We start from the raw sequence: 19276 nt of genomic DNA on the forward strand, positions 1-19276 counted from the left end.
GGCAATGGAGGAAAGCCCAGGGCAACGCCCTGGGAAAAAGACGCCCAACGCCAATCGAGCCCTGACAGGGCGTGGGAAACGCCATCGCAAAGCCTTCCGTCGCCCCTACAGGGCTCTTCGCATTCTTGCGGCCTGATTACCCAGGGCGGCGCCCTGGGCTGTCGTCCTTCGCCCCTTCAGGGCGATTTCTATTCGGGCCGATTCGTGTAATTCGTGGGCCTTTCTAGACGCCGCTATCGTGTCCCCACGCGTTTCGGCTGCTCCCGCTCACCGCTCAGCACCGCGTTGTGCTTGGCGTCGATCGTCACCCCGTCTTCAGCGAAGTGGAGCGTGACGTCGACGTAGTACGGGGTTTCGGTTAGGCAGACCCGCGCTTGGTACGTGTCGTCCGACTCCCACGCGCCGGCGGCGGCGACCGGGTACGCTCCGCTCGGCGGGGCGACGACGCTGTTGAGCATTGCCGAGAGTCCCTTCACGGAAGTCACCGACCCGCGCTTCCACTCGCCATGGCCGAGGGCGATCCGCTGGCGGCCATCATCGTTGGCGTAGACGAGCGTCGCGCCGTCGGCATGGCCTTCGCCGTCGAATCGCAACGCCAGGGCGCGCAAGCCGAGCGGGTCGTCGGCGATGCGATAGACGGACCCTGATGCGTCTTCGACCATCGGCGAAGTCGCGGCGCCCTGGGGCGTCGGGATTTGCAACTTGGCGAGCGTCTGCTTGAGCTTCCGCTGCTCCGCCGCGTTCTCGGGCAGGGCGTCCTGCTGCATGGCGTCTTGCAGGTGCGTCCACGCCAATTTCATGACGCGGCCCATGTCGGCCGTGCCGCTGGTGACAGCGATCACGGCGTCCTCTTCTGGCAGCACCAGGCAAAACTGCCCGCACGCGCCGTCCGCGCGGTAGCCGCCGGTGGAGCAGCGCCAGAACTGATAGCCGTAGCCCTGCTCCCACTCGCTGTTGGGGTCACTTCCGTTGGAGGTTTGTAGCGCGGTCGCTTCATCGATCCAGGCGGCGGAGACCAGCTGCTTACCGTTCCACTGGCCCCGCTGCAGCAACAGCTGGCCGAACTTGGCGATGTCCTCGGTGCGGAGGTTGAGGCCAAAGCCCCCCATCGAAACGCCATCGACGGACGTTTCCCACCACGAGCCCTCGATCCCAAGTGGTTTGAAGAGCCGCGGTCCGAGGTACTCGTGGACCGTCTGGCCCGTCGCGCGCTGGACCATGGCCGACGCCATGTAGGTCGCCGGCGTGTTGTACATGAAGTGCGTGCCGGGCTTCAGCTCGACCGGCAGCGACAGGAACCGCTTGGCTGGCGAGCCGGCGTCCCACGGGTAGTTACGCACCTGTTCGGCGAAGTGCCCCGTCGCCATCCGCAGCAGGTCGCGGACGCGCATCGCCCGCAGGTTGGCGGCGGGCTCGGCCGGCGCCAGGTCAGGGAACCAGTCGAGGACGCGGTCGTCGAGTGACAGCTTCTCCTCGGCGATCGCCATTCCGACGGCCGTCGAAGTGAAACTCTTGCTGAGCGAGTAGAGCATGTGGGTGTCTTCGGCCCGATAAGGCGCCCACCATCCTTCGGCGATGACCTTGCCGTGCCGCACCAGCATGAAGCTGTTCAATGTGTCGATTTCGGTGCTGGCGTGCTCGACAAAGTCGATGATCGCCCCGGACGGAACGCCCTGCGACTCGGGGGTCGCCCGCGGCAGGTCGGCGCCAAACGCGGCGCTGAGGAACGTGAATGCGAGGAACAACAGAGAAGCAGCTCGGGGCATAGTCGAGTTCCGAGAAGAGACAGAGCGGCGTCGAACGACTGACATTTCGAATGTACCACCTCCGCACAGCGGCGTGGGGCCTGCGAAAGGTCTGCAACGGCCCGGTTTTTGGAGATTGCGGCGGGGTCGAGTAACATCGGACTCTCGTCCACGCTGGGCTGGTTAGGTCCCGCCCTGCCCCCAACCAATGATCCGATCATGCGACGATTCGCCCCCCTGGCCCTGATTGCCCTCGCCATCGCGGCGCCGGTCCGTGGCGACGACCTGTTCTCGGAGATCGCGGTTGAGAGCGTCTTCGACGGTTCGACCAAGGCCGAAGCGACCGGCTCGACCGCAGCGGCGCCCGCCAAGCGGGTGACCGGCGCCGGGCAGCTCAGCGAGTTGCTCCGCGAGGCGGGAATGGAGCCCGAGCGGGTCGACGCCAAGACTGTCGAAGTGAAGGTCGCCCACGGCCAGTGGACCATCCCCACGACGCTGTTCGCGGCGGTGGATCGCGGCGAGGTCGATATCACGATGGGCTTGGCGACCCCCGAGAAGGGCGCCAAGTGGGACGCCAACAAGCTGTTGCGGCTGCTCGCCGACCCGGAGACAGGCGGCGTCTATTTCGCGTTCGACAGCTCAAAAGGCCAGGTCCAGGTCCGCAAGTCACTGTCGGCCCGCGAGGTCTCGGCCACGCGACTCAGCCGGCTGCTGACCGAGATGGCCGAGTTCGCCGTCGCCCGTGAGACCGCCTGGTACGAGGAGTCGTCCGACCTGAAGGCCAAGACCGCCGAGGGGAAGGGGGCCGCCCCGACGTCGCTGGTCGGCTCGTGGATCGCCAGCCTCGGCGAGGGCGAGGCCTTCGCCATCAAGCTCACCGCCGACGGCAAGTTCAACCTGGCCCACGTCAAAGCAGGCAAGACGACCACCTCCGCCGGCAAGATGGAGCGGACGGGCGACCAACTCAAACTCATCGGCGACAAGGGCGTCACGATCGCCGGCGCCGTCGCCAACGCCTCGGCCGAGGGCTTCGATCTGACGCTCACCGGCGGCAAGGTGCTCTCCTTCAAGAAGGCGGCGAAGTAGCCGGCTAAGCTTGAGAGCCCACGAATCACACGAATCGACGCGAATGCAGGTCATTCGCGTCGATTCGTGTGATTCGTGGGCCCATTTCTTCTCCGAGAATGGCGGTAACACCCGCTGGCGCCTGCCGCTGAGCCTTACAGAAGCCAACCACGCCGCCCCCACCCCGGCGGCCCAACCCAAACTTGTGAGGATCAGTCCCATGTCCACGCTCAATCGCTCGCTCCGCCCGCTCTTGCTCCGCCCCCAGTTGCTCGCCGCCGCGGGCCTTGCCTGCCTGTCGCTCACCGGCACGGCTCGGGCCGACGCGGACAACTACCGCAAGGCCCTCGACTCGACCACCTGGGTCCTCTCAAAGAACTCCGAAGGCACCTCCAGCGGCACCGGCGTGCTGGTCGACGCCGAGAAGCGGCTGATGATCACCAATGCCCACGTGGTCGGCGACAGCCGGAGCGCGGTGATCTTTTTCCGTGATTTGAAGGGCGATAAGCCTGTCGTCGAGAAGAAGCACTACCTCGAAAACGTCAAAAAGCTGGGCGTCCGCGGCCGCGTCGTGGCGGTCGACCGCAAAAGGGATTTGGCCCTGGTGGAGCTCGAGAAGGTCCCCGCCTACGCCAAGGCGATCGAGTTGGCGGCCGACAGCACCGGGCCGGGCGAGTCGATCGACTCGATCGGCAACCCGGGCGCCAGCGACGCCCTCTGGGTCTACACCTCGGGCAAGGTCCGCAGCGTCTACACCAAGCAGTTCCGCACCGGGGCCGGCGAGCATGAGTTCCGCGTCGTCGAAACCCAGTCGCCGCTCAACACAGGCGACTCGGGCGGCCCCGTGGTCGGCCAGGATGGCAAGCTGGTCGGCATCGTCCAGGCGATCAGCAAGAAAGGCTCGCTCATCAGCTACTGCGTCGACATCACCGAGGTGAAGGAGTTCCTCGCCAGCGACTGGAAGCCGGCCCCGCTGCCGATCGCCGACGTCCTGTCAAAGACCGACCTGAAGCACGAAAAGCACACTTCGGGCCACTACAAGGTCGCCATCAGCACCGAAAAGGACGGCGATCAGGACGTTTTCGTGACTAAGGACACCGAGTACTACGGCCGGGCCGACGTCCGGAAGGTCTGGTCGCTGGCTGCGACAGTCGAGTCGAAGGACCTCACCGCCGAGTCGATGCAGAAGCTGCTGGAGCAGTCGGCCCGCACCAAGCTGGGCGCCTGGTCGATCGAATCGGACGGTCAGGGCAAGTTCCTGCTGATCTACGTCACGAAGGTGGATGCGACCTCGACCCCCGCCTCGCTGGCGAGCGTCCTGGAGTACACCGGCAAGATCACCGCCGCGATGAAGAAGGAGCTGGAGCCCAAAAAGACGGCCCAAGCGGCGAGCGACACGCTCGAGAGCTGGTTGGCTGACTGAGCGCCAAAAGTCCCCTGGAAGAGAAACCCCTTCCCCTCTGGGGGAGGGCTAGGGTGGGGGAGAAGCGGGTACCCGGATGGGCGCGAGTTGCGAGTTGCGAGTTGCGAGTTGCGAGGTGGGAGGTGGGAGGTGGGAGGTGGGAGGTGGGAGTCACTGGGGCTTGGGTGAGCGGGTACCCAGGTCACCCCCACCCCGGCCCTCCCCCAAAGGGGGAGGGAGTCTTCGATTCGCGTCTCTTCGCGTTATTTGCGGGCCCAAAAAGAATTTGAAGAAGTTCGTAACACTCCGCCAGGGACGCCGCTTAGCTTTTCAGACGGGGACAACAACGCTCCCCAAGCCAACCCCCAAACGCTTCACTGATAAGGATTTCGCCATGTCCCGCACCGCCAAGAACGTCGCTTTCGCCCTGGCCGCTGTCGCTTTCGTCGCTGTTTCCGCCGCTGAGTCGGCCGCCTGTGGCCACGGTGGCGGCGGCAACCGCGGACGCAGCTCGAGCCGCTTGTCGATCGCCTACAACCGCACCGCCCCGCACATGCAGTCGCAAGCCCCGCGCTCGAACTACAACTACCACAAGCCGGCTCCGAAGTACGTCCACGCCGCCCCGGTCCATGTCGCCCCCGTCTACGCGGCTCCGGCCACCCAGCCGCAGCCCGTCGTTCAGCAGCCGGTGATTCAGCAGCCGGCCCCGCAGCAAGCCCTGGTTGCCCCCCCGGCGCCGCAGCCGGTGGTCGCCCAGCAGCCCGTCGCCGTGCAGCCCGCCCCGGTCACCGCGACCCCCGCGGCGATGACCGCCGAAGAGTCCGCCCTGGCGGCCCTCGCCGCCTTCGGCGAGTGAATCGAATCCCAAAGAGTTGGGTTGGCCCGAGAGGGCGCTTCGGCCACCAGGCCGGGGCGCCCTCTCTCTTTTTTTATGGGCCCACGAATCACGCGAATCTCCGCGAATCCAGGTCTTCTCAATTCGCTGAGATTCGCGTGATTCGTGGGCAGAAAGAAGAAGTACCAAAAAGGCCGTAACAACCCTCTCGCCCCGCCGCTTGGCCTTTCAGACGGGGACGACAACACGGCCCCGACCAAGCCAACCCAGCCAACTCGAATACAAGGAACCCCCGCCATGTCCACGACCTTCACCAAGTCGACCCTCGCTCTGGCCGCCCTCACGATCACGGCCGTCTCGGCCTCGCAGTCTGCCGCGTGCGGTGGCGGCGGTGGCTACCGGGGCGGCTACGGCGGCGGCTACTCAACCCCCAGCTACGGCTATAGCCAGCCCGTTTACCAGCAGCCGACCTACCAGCAGCCTGTCTACAGCCAGCCGACCTACTCGCAGCCGGCCGTCTCGCAGCCCACCTTCCAGCAGCCTGTCCAGCAACAGCCCATTCAGCAGCAGCCCGTTCAGCAGCAGTTCGCCCCGCAGCAGACGATTCAACAGCAGCCGACCCAGCCGTTCGCTCAGCAGCCGGCGGCTCAACCGATCGCTCAACAGCCCGCCGCCCCGCAGCAGCCCGCCGCGGCGAGCCAGTCGGCCCTCGACGCCCTGATGGCGATGTCGGGTGGAGCGGCGCCCGCCGCGTCGGCTCCTCAAGGGCAGCAGCAAGGCTTCGTCGGCGCCTGGACCGCGACCGTGAACAACACCAACCAGGTCCGCCTACAGCTTGAAGCGAACGGCGCCTTCAGCTGGACCGCCAACTCCAACGGCAAGGTCAGCAGCTTCCAAGGGACCTACTCGATCACCGACGGGCAGCTGACGCTGAACCGCTCGACTGACAACCAGCAGCTGGCCGGCGCCATGTCCGCCGACGCTACGGGCGGCTTCCGCTTCAAGCTGGGCAACGGCCAGGACAACGGCCTCCTGTTCGTCCGCGGCTGAATCAGCCTGCTGCAGGGGGGTCGGCATCCGCCGGCCCCCCTTTTTCTTGCGCCCTGCCGCAGCCGTTGGCGATTTCGCTCGGCCGCGGCTCTCGGCGTTTGTGGCCCCCGTAAAGAGTGGCGACGCCGAGCTGACGACGCCCCGTCAGTACCCTCCGCGCCTACAAATGACCAGAAAGAACGCGTCAACGTGTTGCCGAATCCAGGTGGTCTTAATTCTAATAGGTGCAGGAACTCTACCTCGATTTTAGAAAACATCCGGCTGGTGACGACAGGGCTTCGTCGCTCAACCGCTCGAGTGTTTTAGAGAACAGGCAAGGCAACGCAATGCGGCACAGGTGGAAGGGACTAGCCCCTAGGCGATCAGCCGGGATGAGGGCCGTCGTCGGCGTTGCGATGTCACTCGCCGCATCGCCTGCCTTGGCGATCTTCTGGAACAATGACCCCGACTTCGGCGTCGCCTCGAGCACGGGGCTGACCGATCGGGCTGGCTGGTTCCAAAACGTCTACCAGATCAGCAATCAGTCGAACGGATCATTCGGCACCGCCACTCTGCTCAACAACGAGTGGGCGATCACGGTGCGTCACGTGGTGCAGAATGACGGCAACTACGGTCAGATCGCACCGGCTGGCTCGATCTACCTCAATATCGATGGCAAGCGTTACTACGCCGACGAGATCTACACGCCTGACGGTGGTTCGGAGATGGCCCTTGTCCGTCTCCGGGGTGGGGTCGCCGGCGCACTCACCGTCACCGACAACATCAACTACGACCAAAATGAAACGGGACGGATCGTCCAGATCGGCGGCTACGGCTACCGCGGCTATATCAACACCACCAATGCCGGAGGCACGCAGGCGGGTTCGGTCCAGGGGTTGGGTTCCTTCCGCCGCGCCTACAACGTCAACTATGTCCCAGGCCAGATCCGCATCATCGCCGATGGCGAAGACGAGCTCGAATCGCGTGGGCTGCTCGAGGGGACGGTTGGATCGGGCGACAGTGGCGGCCCCATGTTCGCCTACTACGGATCGAGCCGCGGTAACTTTGATGACCCAACCAACTGGCGACTGATCGGTCTCACTGCCACCGGTAGCGGCGGCTCGGCGGGTGAGTCGTGGGGGGGACAATCGAACTACACCCGCATTTCGAGCTACGGCGGATTTATTCAGAGCACGCTAACCGCAGCGAATAGCGCCGGGCCTGCTGTTACGGGGGCGTGGACGAGCGACTCCGGAAATGGCTTCTGGGACTCGGGCGGCGACCGTATCAGCTTCACCGGTTCGACCGCGGCGCCGGTCGCTCACGCCTCGTTCGGCGACGGCGGCGCCGGCTACAACCTGGACTCCCTAGGCGACTCCATCAAGCTGACGGCGGCCATCGATACCGATCAAGCCATGAGCTCGATCCAGTTCCGCTACGGAATGTTCGGCGACGAAGGAGGTTCAATCGACGGGACCATCGCCGGCGGCGAAGCCTGGAACGGGTACTACGTCGCCAATGCCGTCGGCCGCGCAAGAGTCGGCGTTCTAGAGAAAGGCGAGAACGGCGGGGGCGTCGGCGCCTGGTGGTCGGGGGTTGGACCGAACTCCTCCGTTGAGGTTCCCGAATCGGCAGCGGCTGCGTCGGGCGACTATCTGGTGACAAGCCGCACCGCAACGCCAGCTGGCCATTACGAACTAGAGCTCAGCTACACTCGCGTTGGCGATGGTCTGAAAATCGATTGGGGGATGATCAGCGTCGACGAAAACGGCGACCCCAACGGCGTTTACGAGCACATCGGCTCGGTCATCGACGAGACGCCTGCCAGCTCCTCGTGGAACTACAACCAAGTCGGCCTCATGCTGCTTGGCAACGGTTTTACGGGCTCGATCATCGCCGACGACATCAACGTCGCCTTCACTGCGGGACCGCTCACGGGCGACTTCAATGGCGACGGGCTGGTCGATGCCGCCGACTACACGATTTGGCGTGACGGCGATGAGGCCGCCGACGCCAACTTCGATGGCGTAGTCGATGCGGACGACTACAACCTATGGGCCAGCCACTATGGCGCCACTAGCACGTCGATAGCCGTGACCATCCCTGAACCAACGGCGTGGCTGCTGACGGCCCTTACCAGCCTCGTCGCGATCAAGCGCCGCGGCTGAAGGCTCACCGTTCGGTCGGCCGCACGTCTTCGAGCTGTTGCTCCAGCACTCTGACGCTCCGCGACAGCAGGACCCGGATCGCCACATCGGTCTTACCGAGCTTGGCGGCGATCTCCTTGGTCGGCAGCCCCTCCGCGTAGCGCATATGGATCGCGGTGCGGGCCTCGTCGGAGAGGTCGCCGACCGCCTCGTGCATCCGCTGCACCCGCACGTCGCGGCTGAAGACGGCGCTGGGCGAGGTGATGCTGGCGGCGAGAAACGCCTCGAACCCCCCTGCCCCGTCGTCGGCGGCGCCGTGCATCGACTGCTGCCGGCCGGCGTCGCGGCGGGCGGCGCCGAAGTGAAAGCGGTGGGCGTCGACCACGCGTCGGCGGCAGAGCTCTTGCAGCCACTGGATCGGCTCATAGCGGTCGAGCGGCGCCGTCTCGAATCCCGCCAGCGCCGCGGCCGCCACTTCTTGGATGAGGTCGTCCGGCTCGACCATCGACAGGAGCTTCTCGCTCATAATCGACTTCGTGAAGCCGATCAGGCGGTTGCGCTCGGCGTCGATCAACCCGGCAAGCGCCTCGGTGTCACGGGCCTTGACGCGGGCGACAAGGTCGTCGTTGGCTTCCATAACAACCGCTGGGATAGAGGGATCTGACGCGACGGGCACGACGAGTAAATCTACCACCCTGCCCTTTCATCCATGCGGGCAATTTAGCAAGAAGACAACGCCCCGCCGAGCCAGCGCACAAAATGTGGGGGCGTCTCCCGACGCCGATTACGGCAACCATCCGTTATCGGCATGGTGCGCGTCGTCGGCGTCTGGAGATCCCTCCCACAGCAACGAATGGAGAGACCCTGCCCACAGATGCTGGTGTCGCCCCGCCGAGCCGGCCATCGTGTCCTTCGTGCCCGTCGTGGTTCAAAAAGAGCCCGGGACCGACTCAGTGAATCGTCCGCCCGCCATTCACGCTGAGCGACACGCCGGTCACAAACTTGGCGTCGTCCGAAGCGAGGTACGCCACCGCGGCGGCGACGTCCTCCGGTTTGCCGAAGCGTCCCATCGGCGCCAGGGCGAGGTACGCGTCCTTCGCCTCTTGCGGGGCGTCGTCGTGCCGTTCAACGGGAATCCAGCCGGGCGCCACCATGTTGACGGTGATTCCAAACGGGGCGAGCTCCGCGGCGTTCGACTTCGCCAAGCCGATCTGGCCCCCCTTCGCGGCCACGTAGGGGCAGAACTCGGGCCACGCGCCGTCGAACACCTCGCTGGTGATGTGGACGATGCGGCCCCACTTCTGCTGCTTCATATGCGGCAGGCACGCCTTGGTGAGCAGGAAGGGGCTCTTGATGAAGAAGTCGACCATCCGCTGCGCGAACGCCCAGTCGTACTGTTCGATCGGGACCATCGGCTGGTCGCACGTCGCGTTGGGGACGAGGATATCGACCGGCCCAATCTTGGCGGCGATCTCCGTCATCAGATCGGCAACGCCCGCCTCCTCGGTGACGTCCGCGCGCACGAGGCAGTGCTCGCCGCCAATCGCCTGCAACTCAGCAAACGCCTTCTCGGCGACTTCTTGATTGCCGTAGTAGTTCATCGCCACCCGCGCGCCGCGGCGGGCGAGTTCAAGGGCAATGCGTTTTCCGAGGCCACGGGTGGAGCCGGTAACGAGAGCGCTGCGGTCTTGGAGGGAGTAGTTCATGAAGGGGGATAGGGGGATGGTTGGAGAGGTGGGGATGGCCGACTGAGCGGCCAACTTCCCGATGCTTACGAACCTGTACTAAGAGTCGTTGATTCACGACGACGACTAACTTTGCCGACTCGTCTTTATCTTCACAGACTTCAGCGTTTCAACTACCCGTGTTCGCGTCGCCCCGCCATTTGGTCATCACCCTCTCCCCACTTCATCCCCCCATCTCCCTTCTTAACGCCACCAACCGTTAAGCGATCACCTCGCGGATAGGCTCCGCCCCCTCAACCCCAACGAGCTTCTGGTCGAGGCCGTTATAAAAATAACTGAGGTGGTTGGGGTCGAGGCCCAGTTGCGTCAGCACCGTGGCGTGCATCTCTTTGACGGTCAAGGGGCGATCGACCGCGCGGCTGCCGATCTCGTCGGTCGTGCCGACGCTCACGCCCCCTTTGATGCCGCCGCCCGCCATCCACATCGTGAAGCCGTAGGCGTTGTGGTCGCGGCCGGTCCCCTCGGCGTACTCGGCGGTCGGCTGGCGGCCAAACTCGCCGCCCCAGACGACGAGCGTCTCGTCCAGCAGACCCCGCTGCTTGAGGTCCTTCAGCAACGCGGCGATCGGCTGGTCGGTCTCGGCGGCGTGCTTGGTGTGGTTCTTGACGAGATCGCCGTGAGCGTCCCAGTTGGCGTCGTTGTGGGCGCCGCCCGAATAGACCTGGATGAACCGCACGTCGCGCTCGACCAGCCGCCGCGCCAACAGACACTGGGTGCCAAAATGGTGCGTCGGCTTCTGACCCACGCCGTACGCGTCGAGCGTCGCTTGCGATTCCTGGGCGAGTTCCACCGCTTCGGGCGCCGACATCTGCATCTTGAAGGCGAGCTCGTAGCTGGCGATCCGAGCGGCGAGCGTGTCGTCGCCGCCGTGGGCGGTGAGGTGGCGGCCGTTGATCTTCGCCAGCGTGTCGAGCGTGTCGCGCTGCATCTCGCGCGAAACCCCCTCGGGCCGCGCCAGGTCGAGGATCGGCGCCCCCTCGTGGCGGAAGACACAGCCCTGGTGCTCGGCCGGCATGTAGCCGCTCGACCAGTTCTTGGCGCCACTAATCGGCCCGCCGGAGGGGTCGAGCATCACCACGAACGCCGGCAGGTCCTTGTTGCCCGTTCCCAAACCATAGTGGACCCACGACCCCATCGCGGGGCTCCCCGACAGCAGCTTGCCGGAGTTCATCATCAGCATGGCCGACCCGTGGATTGGGCTCTCAGCCGTCATGCTGTGCAGAAACGCGATGTCGTCGACACAGCCGCCGACATGCGGGAAGAGGTCACTCACCCACTTTCCGCACTCGCCGTACTGTTTGAACTTCCAGCGTGGCTCAACGATGCGGCCCTCGTTCTTCTTTCCGCCGCGGCCGAACGTGTCGACAGCGATCGTCTTGTTGTCCATCCCGACCATGCCCGGCTTGTAATCGAACGTGTCGATATGGCTCGGGCCGCCGTACATGAACAAGAAGATGACCGATTTCGCCTTCGGCGCAATCGCCGGAACGGGTGAGCTCGAGGCGCTCGCCGTCTTCGGGAAGAAGCCGTCCGCGCCGAGCATCCCCGCCAGCGCGGCGGCGCCGAAGCCGCCGCCGGTCTGCCAGAGGAATTCGCGCCGCGTACGGCCGCAGAAGTTGCGTTGCATTCAATTGTGGGCTTGAAGTCAGTCTTAAATGGTCGACGCCAAAACTCCCCTCCCCTTGATGGGGAGGGGTTGGGGGGAGGGGTGATGACGCCTGGTACCCGCTTCGCCCCCCTCCCCTAGCCCCTCCCCACAAGGGGGAGGGGGATACTCGGCTTTAACTTGACTAGTTGCTCAATCCAAATAAACAAACTCACTCAAATTCATCGCCATCAAGCAAAACTGGTCGAACGCCGCGTCCGCCGACAGGCCATGCCCCGTCTGGTAGCGGTCGATCAACTGCAAACTGTCGGAGACCATTTCCGCGTCGGGCTCGCGCTGCAGCACCAGCCGTAAGGCGTACTTGACTCGGCCTTGCCGGTCGGCGGGGCCCTCGGCGACGGCCCGGGTGGCGAGCGCCTGGGCCTGCTCTTGCAAGAAGCCGCCATGCATCAGGCTTAGCGCCTGGGCCGCTTGCACCGTGTTGAACCGCGCCTCGCAGCTGTTGTCGGTCTCGGGGAAATCGAAGTTCGCCAGTTCGGGCGGGATCAGGCTCCGCTTGATGTGGATGTAGACGCTGCGCCGCTTGGCGGCCTCGGCCGCGGTGGGTGTCGTGTCCCAGCCCAGGCCGGGGACGCTCTGCGTGTGGAGCACCTCGTCCGAAAGCTTCGGGTAGACGCTCGGGCCGCCGACCAGCAACTTCAGTTCGCCGCTCACGGCGAGGGCCGAGTCGCGGACTTCCTCGGCCGTTAGCCGGCGGAGGTCGAAACGCCAGAACAGGTCGTTTGCCGGGTCGATCGCCGCGGCGGCCGCGTTCGGCGCCGAGCTCATCCGGTAGGCGCTGCTGGTGACAATCAACCGGTGCAACGGCTTGAGCCGCCATTCATGCTCCACCAGCCAGCCCGCGAGCCAGTCGAGCAGCTCGGGGTGCGTCGGCGGCGTGCCGAGCTGGCCGAAGTTGTTCGCGCTGCGGACGATGCCGCGGCCGAAGTGGTGCTGCCAGACCCGGTTGGCGATCACCCGGCCGGTGAGGCGGTTCTCCGGCGACGCGATCCAATCGGCCAGCACCCGCCGCCGGCCGGCCGAGCGGGCGTGGTCGGGGGCGTGCCCGATCGTCGGCTCGGCCTCTTCAAAGATCTCGGGGAAGCGGGGCGTTACCTCGTCGCCGGGGACGTGCGGGTTGCCGCGCAACATGACGTGCGTCGTCTCCGGGTGCGGCTCGCAAGAGGCGAGCGCGAGGGCGAGGTCGGCGGCGGGCAGCGCGTCGAGCTGGCGATTCAGGTCGGCGATCTGGTTCTGCAGGTCGAGGTAGCGAGACCGCTCGGCCTCGGTCTGATGCTCGGCCAGCTTCTCTTTCAGGACCTGCTCGCGTTTGCTGGTTTCGGTGCGGCGTTGGTCGCGGCCCGACATACGGGCGATCGCCTGCTGCTCGAGCGTCTCGGTCTCTTCGAGCATCGCGCGGCGTTGGCCGAGCAGCCCGTCACGGCGTTGCTTGAGATCGGGGGGCGAGAGGTCCCACTGGCTGTTGGTCTCTTCGTCGCCACGGACGCCATACGGCTTGACGTCGGCGAAGAGCGCCACCATCCCGTAGTAGTCGGTCTGCGGGATCGGGTCGATCTTGTGGTCGTGGCACCGCGCGCAGCCGACCGTCAGGCCCAAGAAGCCTTGGCTGGTGGTGCTGACCAGGTTGTCGATCTCGTCGTACTTCGCCTGCAGTTTGTCGGCAGGCTCGTCGTCCCAGATGCCGAGGCGGTAGTAACCCGTGGCGATGATCGAGTCCTTCGTCGGCGACTCGAGCTCGTCGCCTGCGAGTTGCTCGCGGATGAACTGGTCGTACGGCTTGTCGTCGTTGAGGCTCTGGATGACGTAGTCGCGGTACTTCCAGGCGTTCGGCTTGGCGCCGTCGCGTTCGAAGCTGTTGGTCTCGCCGTAGCGGACGACGTCGAGCCAGTGGCGGGCCCACTTTTCGCCGTGGTGGGGCGACGCGAGCAACGCGTCGACCAACCGTTCGTAAGCGTCCGGCCGGTCGTCCCGGACAAAGGCCTCGACCTCGGCGGGCGTCGGCGGCAGGCCGATCAGGTCGTAGTACAGCCGGCGGGCGAGCGTCCGCCGATCGGCTTCAGGCGCAGGCGCGAGCCCTTTCGCTTCAAGCTTCGCCAGCACAAAGCGATCGATGTCGTTCCGCGCCCAAGCGGCGTCCTCGACCGCGGGGGGTTCGACGTCTTGGAGCGGCTCAAACGCCCAGTGCTTTTCGTACTTGGCGCCGGAGTCGATCCATTTCCTCAGGATGGCGATTTCGTCGGCCGTGAGGGGTTCTCCTTCGGGCGGCATCCGCTCCCATTCTTCGTCGGAGGCGATGCGGCGGATGAGCTCGCTGCCATCGGCGTCGCCGGGGAGGATCGCCGGCTCGCCCGAATCGGTCTCGGCCGTCGCGTTGGCGAACGAATCGAGCGCCAGGCTGCTCTCCGCTTGATCGGGCCCGTGGCAGGCGTAGCAACGCTTGGTCAGGATCGGCGCGACTTCGCGCTGGTAGCTAACCGCGTCGTCCGCCTGCGCCGCAACGCAAAGGCTCGCGCTCAAGAGCAAGAACGCGGGCGACAAGCGAATAGAGGCCACTTTCATACCAAACAGCATAGGCGCCGAGATAAGACGAGTCACCCTTCAGATGGACTTTCGGAGGACCGTTCTTAACCGTTTTCTCGCTGGTAGACGGGAGTTTTCCAAAGTGGAACCGTTTTCTTCATGCGGTCGATGAACGTCTCCGCCGCCCGAATCCCCTCGGCCCGGTGTTTCGACCCAATCGCGAGCCGGAACGAGACCTCGCCCGCCGCGACGCGACCGACGCTGTGCTCGACCACGATCGACAACAGGCCGTGCTCAACGCGGGTCGCCTCGGCGAGCCGGCGCAGTTCGCGCGACGTCATCGGCTCGTAAGCCTCATAATCCAAGGCGGCGAGCGGGCGCCCCTCTTCGGAGGGCCGGACAATCCCCTCGAAAACGAGCCACGCCCCGGCGCCGACCGGCGGCGGAGTGGCCTTGGGGGCGAGCGCCCCATCGACCAGATGGACTTCGACCAGCTGACTGCGTACCCGCTCGGTCATTGTCTTATCCGCCCGAGACCATGCCGATGAGCGCCACCTCGTCACCGGGACCGATCGGCCGGTCGGGCGCGGCGAACTCATGGTTCACCGCCAACCGGCTCATCGCTAGCGAACCCGTGAGGGCGGGCGATGCTTCGCGCAAGGCGGCAAGGATGTCGTTTGCGGTCGGTGATTCGGCAGCGACATCAACGTCAACGCTCCGTGCGCCGGCGAGCGTTGCTTGGGGGCCGAAAAGGAGGACCGACACACGCATTCAAGAAAACCTTTGGAGGGGGCGTCTCTGACGCCGATTACGCGCACCACACCCTTTCGGCTAGAAATCCGTAAACGGCGTCGGAGACGCCTCCTGCAGATCTCGAACCCGCCTCGAAGTCACCCTCCAATCGCCGACATCGTCCGCGCCGGCTGCACGAATTGATCGGTGTTGATTTGATGACCCGGCCCCTTCGCCGCAATCGCTTGCTGCATCAACGCGGCGATCGCGGCGTCGTCGGCGCCCTCACGCAGGGGCCCGCGGAGATCGACCTCGTCGTGACTAAACAGACAGTTGCGGAGCTTGCCGTCCGCGGTGAGCCGGAAGCGGTCGCACGTGGCGCAGAACGGTTGACTCACGGTGGGGATGAACCCGATCCGGCCGACGCCATCCGCAAACTCGTACTCGGTCGCGGGGCTGCCGGTCGGCTCGCTGATCGGCGCCAGCGGCTGGATCGCCTCCTCGAGCGCGCGGCGGATGTCGGCGGCGAACAAGACGCGGCCCCGCTCCCATTCGCTCGACGCGTCGAGCGGCATGTACTCGATGAACCGTACTTCAAGGCCGGTGTCGCGCGCGAAGTTACCGAACGGGACGACTTGGTCCTCGGTCACGCCGCGTAGCGAAACGACGTTGACCTTGATCGAATCAAAACCGACGCCCCGAGCCGCCTCAATGCCGGCGACGACACGGTCGTAGTCGTCGCGCCGCGTGATCGCTTTGAAAGCCGCCGGGTCGAGGACATCAAGGCTGATGTTCACTCTCTGGAGGCCGGCCGCACGGAGGGCGTCGGCCTGCTCGGCTAGCAGCACCGCGTTGGTCGAGAGCGCGAGGTCCCTCACCCCGGGGAGCGCGGCGAGCTTCGCCACGAGGACGTCGAGGTTCTTCCGGACCAGCGGCTCGCCACCGGTGAGCCGCACCTGCGTGACGCCCAACTCGGTGGCGATGCGGACGACGCGTTCGAGCTCTTCAAAAGTCAGCAGTTCGTCACGCGGCGCGACCGGCACGCCTTCGGCAGGCATGCAGTAGCGGCACCGCAGGTTGCAGCGATCAGTGACACTCACCCGCAGCTTGGTGTGCCGGCGTCCAAAACGGTCGGTGAGGGCGCCAAATCGCAAGACAGGGCCTGAGGGCGAGCGGGGGGAAGCGACATCGTGAGTCGACGGCGGTAAACTAAAAATAACACGCCCCCCGCCCCGGAGCGAGACTTGTCGCCAATTCCGGTCTACGTGCTCGTCGGCGGCGCCAGCCGGCGCTTTGGCGTCGATAAGGCGACCACCCTCGTTGATGGCGAGCCCTGGGCGCTGCACGTCGGGCGAAGGCTCGCTGCGTCCGACACGCCGATCGTGCTCGTCGGCGCCCCGCTGGCGGAACCGATCGCCGATCTACGGACTGTCCCTGACGCTGCGGGCGCCGCCGGACCGCTGGCCGGTGTGCTGGCGGCGCTCGACGACCGGCGGCAAGCCTTCGGCGAGGGGCGGCTTGTCCTGGCGTCGTGCGACTTGGTGCGACCCGAGAGCGAGTGGTTAGCCCCTCTCCATGCGTTGCACGACAACGACGAGGGGTTGAGCGTCGCCGCCTACCACGACGCGCGCGGATGGCAGCCCTTCCCCTGCGTCGCGCACACCCGTTGGCGCGACGAACTCTGGCGACAAATCACCGCCGGCGCCCGCTCGTTCCAGACCGTGCTCGGCGGCCCGGGTGTCGCACGAGCCGTGTGGCGCGGTGTCGCAGGGGGACCTCCGCAAGCCAACACGCCCGACGAGTTGGGCGATTTGCTTGCGAGGCGCCATTAAAAGCGAGCCGGGAGACGTCAGTCCCCGGAGTTGAAGCGGGTACCCGGCGCCCTCCGGGGACTGACGTCTCCCGGCTCGCTACTCACTGGGTCGCAGTCTGCTCGCTCGCTGCGCGTTCGGCGCGCCACGCGTTGGTCGCCTTTAAATCGCTAAGGAGCGCCTCGGCGATTTGCGCTTGCCGTTGGGCCGCCTGGAGTTGCTCTTGTTGGGCGTCGGCTTCCGCCTGCAACTCCGCGAGCACGGCGGCGGTTTGTGACTGCGTTTGTCGATGAGCCTTCAACTGGTCTCGCAGCCGCTCGAGTTGCTCTTTCAGGTCACTTGTCTTCTCGGCGGCTTGGCGGGCGGCTTCGTCCGCTTCTGACAACTTGGCGGCAAGCTCGTTGGCGCGCCCTTCGGTCTGCTTCGCCCCCGCGACCGTTGTCTCGGCATGCCTTGCCAATTCATCGACCGCGGCCGCGTAGCGATCCCGCTCGGCGGTCGCCGCTTTCAGCTCGAGGCCGATCTGCTCAAGGCGTCGATCGGCTTGCTTAACGGTCTTCGCGGCCGTTTTGCGGTTGGCTTCGAGCTCGGCCAGGTCCGGCAGGCCCGCCCGTTGCGACTCCACCTGGGCGACGACCTTTTCGGCTTCGGAAGTTCGCTGGCCGGCCTGCCCCGCGATGCCGTCCGCTTCGACCCGGAGTGTCTGCGTCTCGCCGAGCGCGGCGGCGGCGGCGTGCATCGCACTGTCGGCGTCGGCTTGCGCCGCGACCAGCGCGTCGATGTTGTCGGCTTTGGCCGCGCGGGCCGTGTTGAGCTCGGCCGTCAGTTTGGTGAGTTGCGCCTCGGCGCTGGCGAGCGACGCCTTCGCCTTCTGCTCGGCGTCGCTGCGTCCCCTGACCATAGCGGCGGCCTCGTCGGCGGCGTGCTGGGCGTTTGACTGGGCCCGCTGCGCATCGGCGAGCCGGCTCTCAAACGCCGCGTGCGCCGCTTGGCCCGCCTTGAGCGCCGCACGAGCCGCTTCTGCGAGCGGCGCGGCGGCGGCTTGCTTGCCACGCCATTCGTTGAGCCGGGACTCCGCGTCGGCGACGCGTTGGTCGAGCGTCGGCGGGTTGGGGGCGAGCGTCGTGAGCGACTTCTTGGCTTCGATGTCGAGGACCTCGACCTGCCCCGACCAATCGCTAGCGAGCACGCGCTTACCCCCGTGGAGGAACGCGGCGGCAAGAGCGATGTCATCGAGCGTGGCCAAGTCGGCCTCGTGGGCGCCGTCGGCCTTCCAGAGCTTGACGCGCCGATCACGGCCCGCCGTGACGAGGCGTCCGTCCTGGGCAAAGGCGACCGACAAGGCCCCGCCGCCGTGGGCGTTCTGCGTTTTGACCTGCACCCCCTCGGGGTTCCAGAGCCGCAGCGTGCCGTCCTCGCTGGTTGAAGCGAGCAGCCCCGGCCGCCACGCCAGCGACGTCACCGCGCCGGAGTGGCCGCGTAGCTCGGCCCGTTCGTGACCGGCCGCCGCCTGCCAGAGCCGGAGGCCCGCCGACCGGTCGCCGGTCGCCAACAGCTCGCCGTCGGCGCTGAACGCCACCGCCGTGATCCAGTCGGTGTGTTTCTCGCAGGTGTAGGCAAGCGAGCCATCGCCGGTGCGGTAGACACGGACCTTCTTCTTCGGCCCGCCGATCGCCACGAGCTGGTTGTCGGGGCTGATGTCGGCCGCCAAAACGGCGTCGAGTTCGTCTCCAACCGTGGCGATCCGCGCGCCGCTGACGACGTCATAGATAGCGGCGGCGCCGAGCGCGCCTTCCTGGCCGCCGGCGACGAGGAGCAGGCTACCGTCGCGGCTGAATCGGACAACGTGCGGCGCCCCGTCGAGATAGGGGACGATCCCCAGCAGTTGGTGCGACTCGGCGTGGTAAAGCGCGACCTGCCGCTGCCACGGCACGGCCGCCAGGGGCGCCCAGGGGCTCGTAGCGAGTGATTCAATCGGCCCGGTGGTGTCGGCGGTGACGACCGGCTCGAGGTACAAGCCGGCAGGCATCGCGGGCTCACCCGTCGGCTTGCCGAGCGAGCCGGGTTCAACGGCAGCGATGGCGGGCTTCTTCGACGTCATCGGCTTCGACGAAGCGTTCTTCAAGAGCCCCCCTTCGATCCACGCCTTGATCACCGCCAGTTGCTCGTCGGGCAGCTTGTCGCCACCGGGCGGCATCGCCGGCTCCTCGGCGTGCGTCACCAGCCGCCACAGCCGCGACCCGTCGGGGTCCCCCGCCGAGACGACCTCCCCCCCTGCCCCGCCGGCGACAACCGCGTCGAAACCATCCGCGGCAAAGTCGCTAGCGGCGTCGTCCTGGTTGTGGCAACCGGCGCAGTGCTCGCGAAAGATCGGCTTCACGTTCTCTTCGAACGTCACCTTCCCGTCGGCCACCGAGGCGGCGGACAGCATGCCGATCAAGATTGCTCGGAGTGGAGTCATGGCTTCTGAAAAACGGTTTTGAACCACGAAGGCACAAAGGACACGAAGGAACAGAAAAAGCTTGCCCGCGAATGACGCGAATAAGCGCGAATACTTTGATCTCCATATTCGCGCTTAT

Annotated in this window: 15 protein-coding genes; 6 read left to right on the forward strand and 9 right to left on the reverse strand. The window is 66.0% G+C overall.

Features of this window, described 5'->3' with window-relative positions; all coding sequences use genetic code 11:
- Positions 1-233: 233 nt before the first annotated feature.
- Positions 234-1766 (reverse strand): serine hydrolase domain-containing protein, encoded by a 1533-nt coding sequence (locus Pla108_RS11375; protein ID WP_146445043.1) that lies wholly within the window; start codon positions 1764-1766, stop codon positions 234-236.
- Positions 1767-1964: 198 nt separating this feature from the next.
- On the opposite strand from Pla108_RS11375, the gene Pla108_RS11380 reads away from it, so the two are divergent.
- From Pla108_RS11380 to Pla108_RS11400, 5 genes are all read left to right on the forward strand, one after another.
- Positions 1965-2831, forward strand: a complete 867-nt coding sequence (locus Pla108_RS11380) for a hypothetical protein (protein WP_146445044.1) — start codon at positions 1965-1967, stop codon at positions 2829-2831.
- Positions 2832-3030: 199 nt separating this feature from the next.
- Positions 3031-4233: a S1 family peptidase gene (locus tag Pla108_RS11385; RefSeq protein WP_146445045.1), complete on the forward strand. Its 1203-nt coding sequence runs from the start codon at positions 3031-3033 to the stop codon at positions 4231-4233.
- Positions 4234-4606: 373 nt separating this feature from the next.
- Positions 4607-5068 carry a hypothetical protein gene (locus Pla108_RS11390; protein WP_146445046.1) on the forward strand — a complete coding sequence of 154 codons (462 nt, stop codon included), beginning with the start codon at positions 4607-4609 and terminating at the stop codon, positions 5066-5068.
- 276 nt (positions 5069-5344) lie between these two features.
- Positions 5345-6097 carry a hypothetical protein gene (locus tag Pla108_RS11395; protein ID WP_146445047.1) on the forward strand — a complete coding sequence of 251 codons (753 nt, stop codon included), beginning with the start codon at positions 5345-5347 and terminating at the stop codon, positions 6095-6097.
- 371 nt (positions 6098-6468) lie between these two features.
- Positions 6469-8244 (forward strand): trypsin-like serine protease, encoded by a 1776-nt coding sequence (locus Pla108_RS11400; RefSeq protein ID WP_197526488.1) that lies wholly within the window; start codon positions 6469-6471, stop codon positions 8242-8244.
- 4 nt (positions 8245-8248) lie between these two features.
- Here the strand turns inward: Pla108_RS11400 and Pla108_RS11405 are convergent, their stop codons facing one another.
- From Pla108_RS11405 to moaA, 7 genes are all read right to left on the reverse strand, one after another.
- Complete coding sequence (locus Pla108_RS11405; protein WP_146445049.1) at positions 8249-8860, reverse strand: RNA polymerase sigma factor; 612 nt, start codon at positions 8858-8860, stop codon at positions 8249-8251.
- Between the two features lie 313 nt (positions 8861-9173).
- Positions 9174-9929 (reverse strand): SDR family NAD(P)-dependent oxidoreductase, encoded by a 756-nt coding sequence (locus Pla108_RS11410; protein WP_146445050.1) that lies wholly within the window; start codon positions 9927-9929, stop codon positions 9174-9176.
- 238 nt (positions 9930-10167) lie between these two features.
- Positions 10168-11595: a DUF1501 domain-containing protein gene (locus Pla108_RS11415; protein WP_146445051.1), complete on the reverse strand. Its 1428-nt coding sequence runs from the start codon at positions 11593-11595 to the stop codon at positions 10168-10170.
- Positions 11596-11766: 171 nt separating this feature from the next.
- Complete coding sequence (locus tag Pla108_RS11420; RefSeq protein WP_146445052.1) at positions 11767-14193, reverse strand: PSD1 and planctomycete cytochrome C domain-containing protein; 2427 nt, start codon at positions 14191-14193, stop codon at positions 11767-11769.
- Between the two features lie 65 nt (positions 14194-14258).
- Positions 14259-14672 carry a molybdopterin synthase catalytic subunit gene (locus Pla108_RS11425; RefSeq protein WP_197526489.1) on the reverse strand — a complete coding sequence of 138 codons (414 nt, stop codon included), beginning with the start codon at positions 14670-14672 and terminating at the stop codon, positions 14259-14261.
- Between the two features lie 4 nt (positions 14673-14676).
- Positions 14677-14925, reverse strand: a complete 249-nt coding sequence (locus tag Pla108_RS11430) for a MoaD/ThiS family protein (protein ID WP_146445054.1) — start codon at positions 14923-14925, stop codon at positions 14677-14679.
- Positions 14926-15044: 119 nt separating this feature from the next.
- Entirely contained in the window at positions 15045-16040 is a 996-nt protein-coding gene (gene moaA, locus Pla108_RS11435; RefSeq protein ID WP_146445055.1) for a GTP 3',8-cyclase MoaA, read from the reverse strand.
- A gap of 90 nt (positions 16041-16130) precedes the next feature.
- On the opposite strand from moaA, the gene mobA reads away from it, so the two are divergent.
- Positions 16131-16718: a molybdenum cofactor guanylyltransferase gene (gene mobA / locus Pla108_RS11440; RefSeq protein WP_146445056.1), complete on the forward strand. Its 588-nt coding sequence runs from the start codon at positions 16131-16133 to the stop codon at positions 16716-16718.
- A gap of 82 nt (positions 16719-16800) precedes the next feature.
- Here mobA and Pla108_RS11445 read toward each other — a convergent pair whose 3' ends face one another.
- Positions 16801-19158 (reverse strand): c-type cytochrome domain-containing protein, encoded by a 2358-nt coding sequence (locus tag Pla108_RS11445; protein WP_146445057.1) that lies wholly within the window; start codon positions 19156-19158, stop codon positions 16801-16803.
- Positions 19159-19276: the final 118 nt, after the last annotated feature.

The sequence above is a fragment of the Botrimarina colliarenosi genome, from assembly GCF_007859955.1.
In the GTDB taxonomy this organism is placed as follows: Bacteria; Planctomycetota; Planctomycetia; order Pirellulales; family Lacipirellulaceae; genus Botrimarina; species Botrimarina colliarenosi.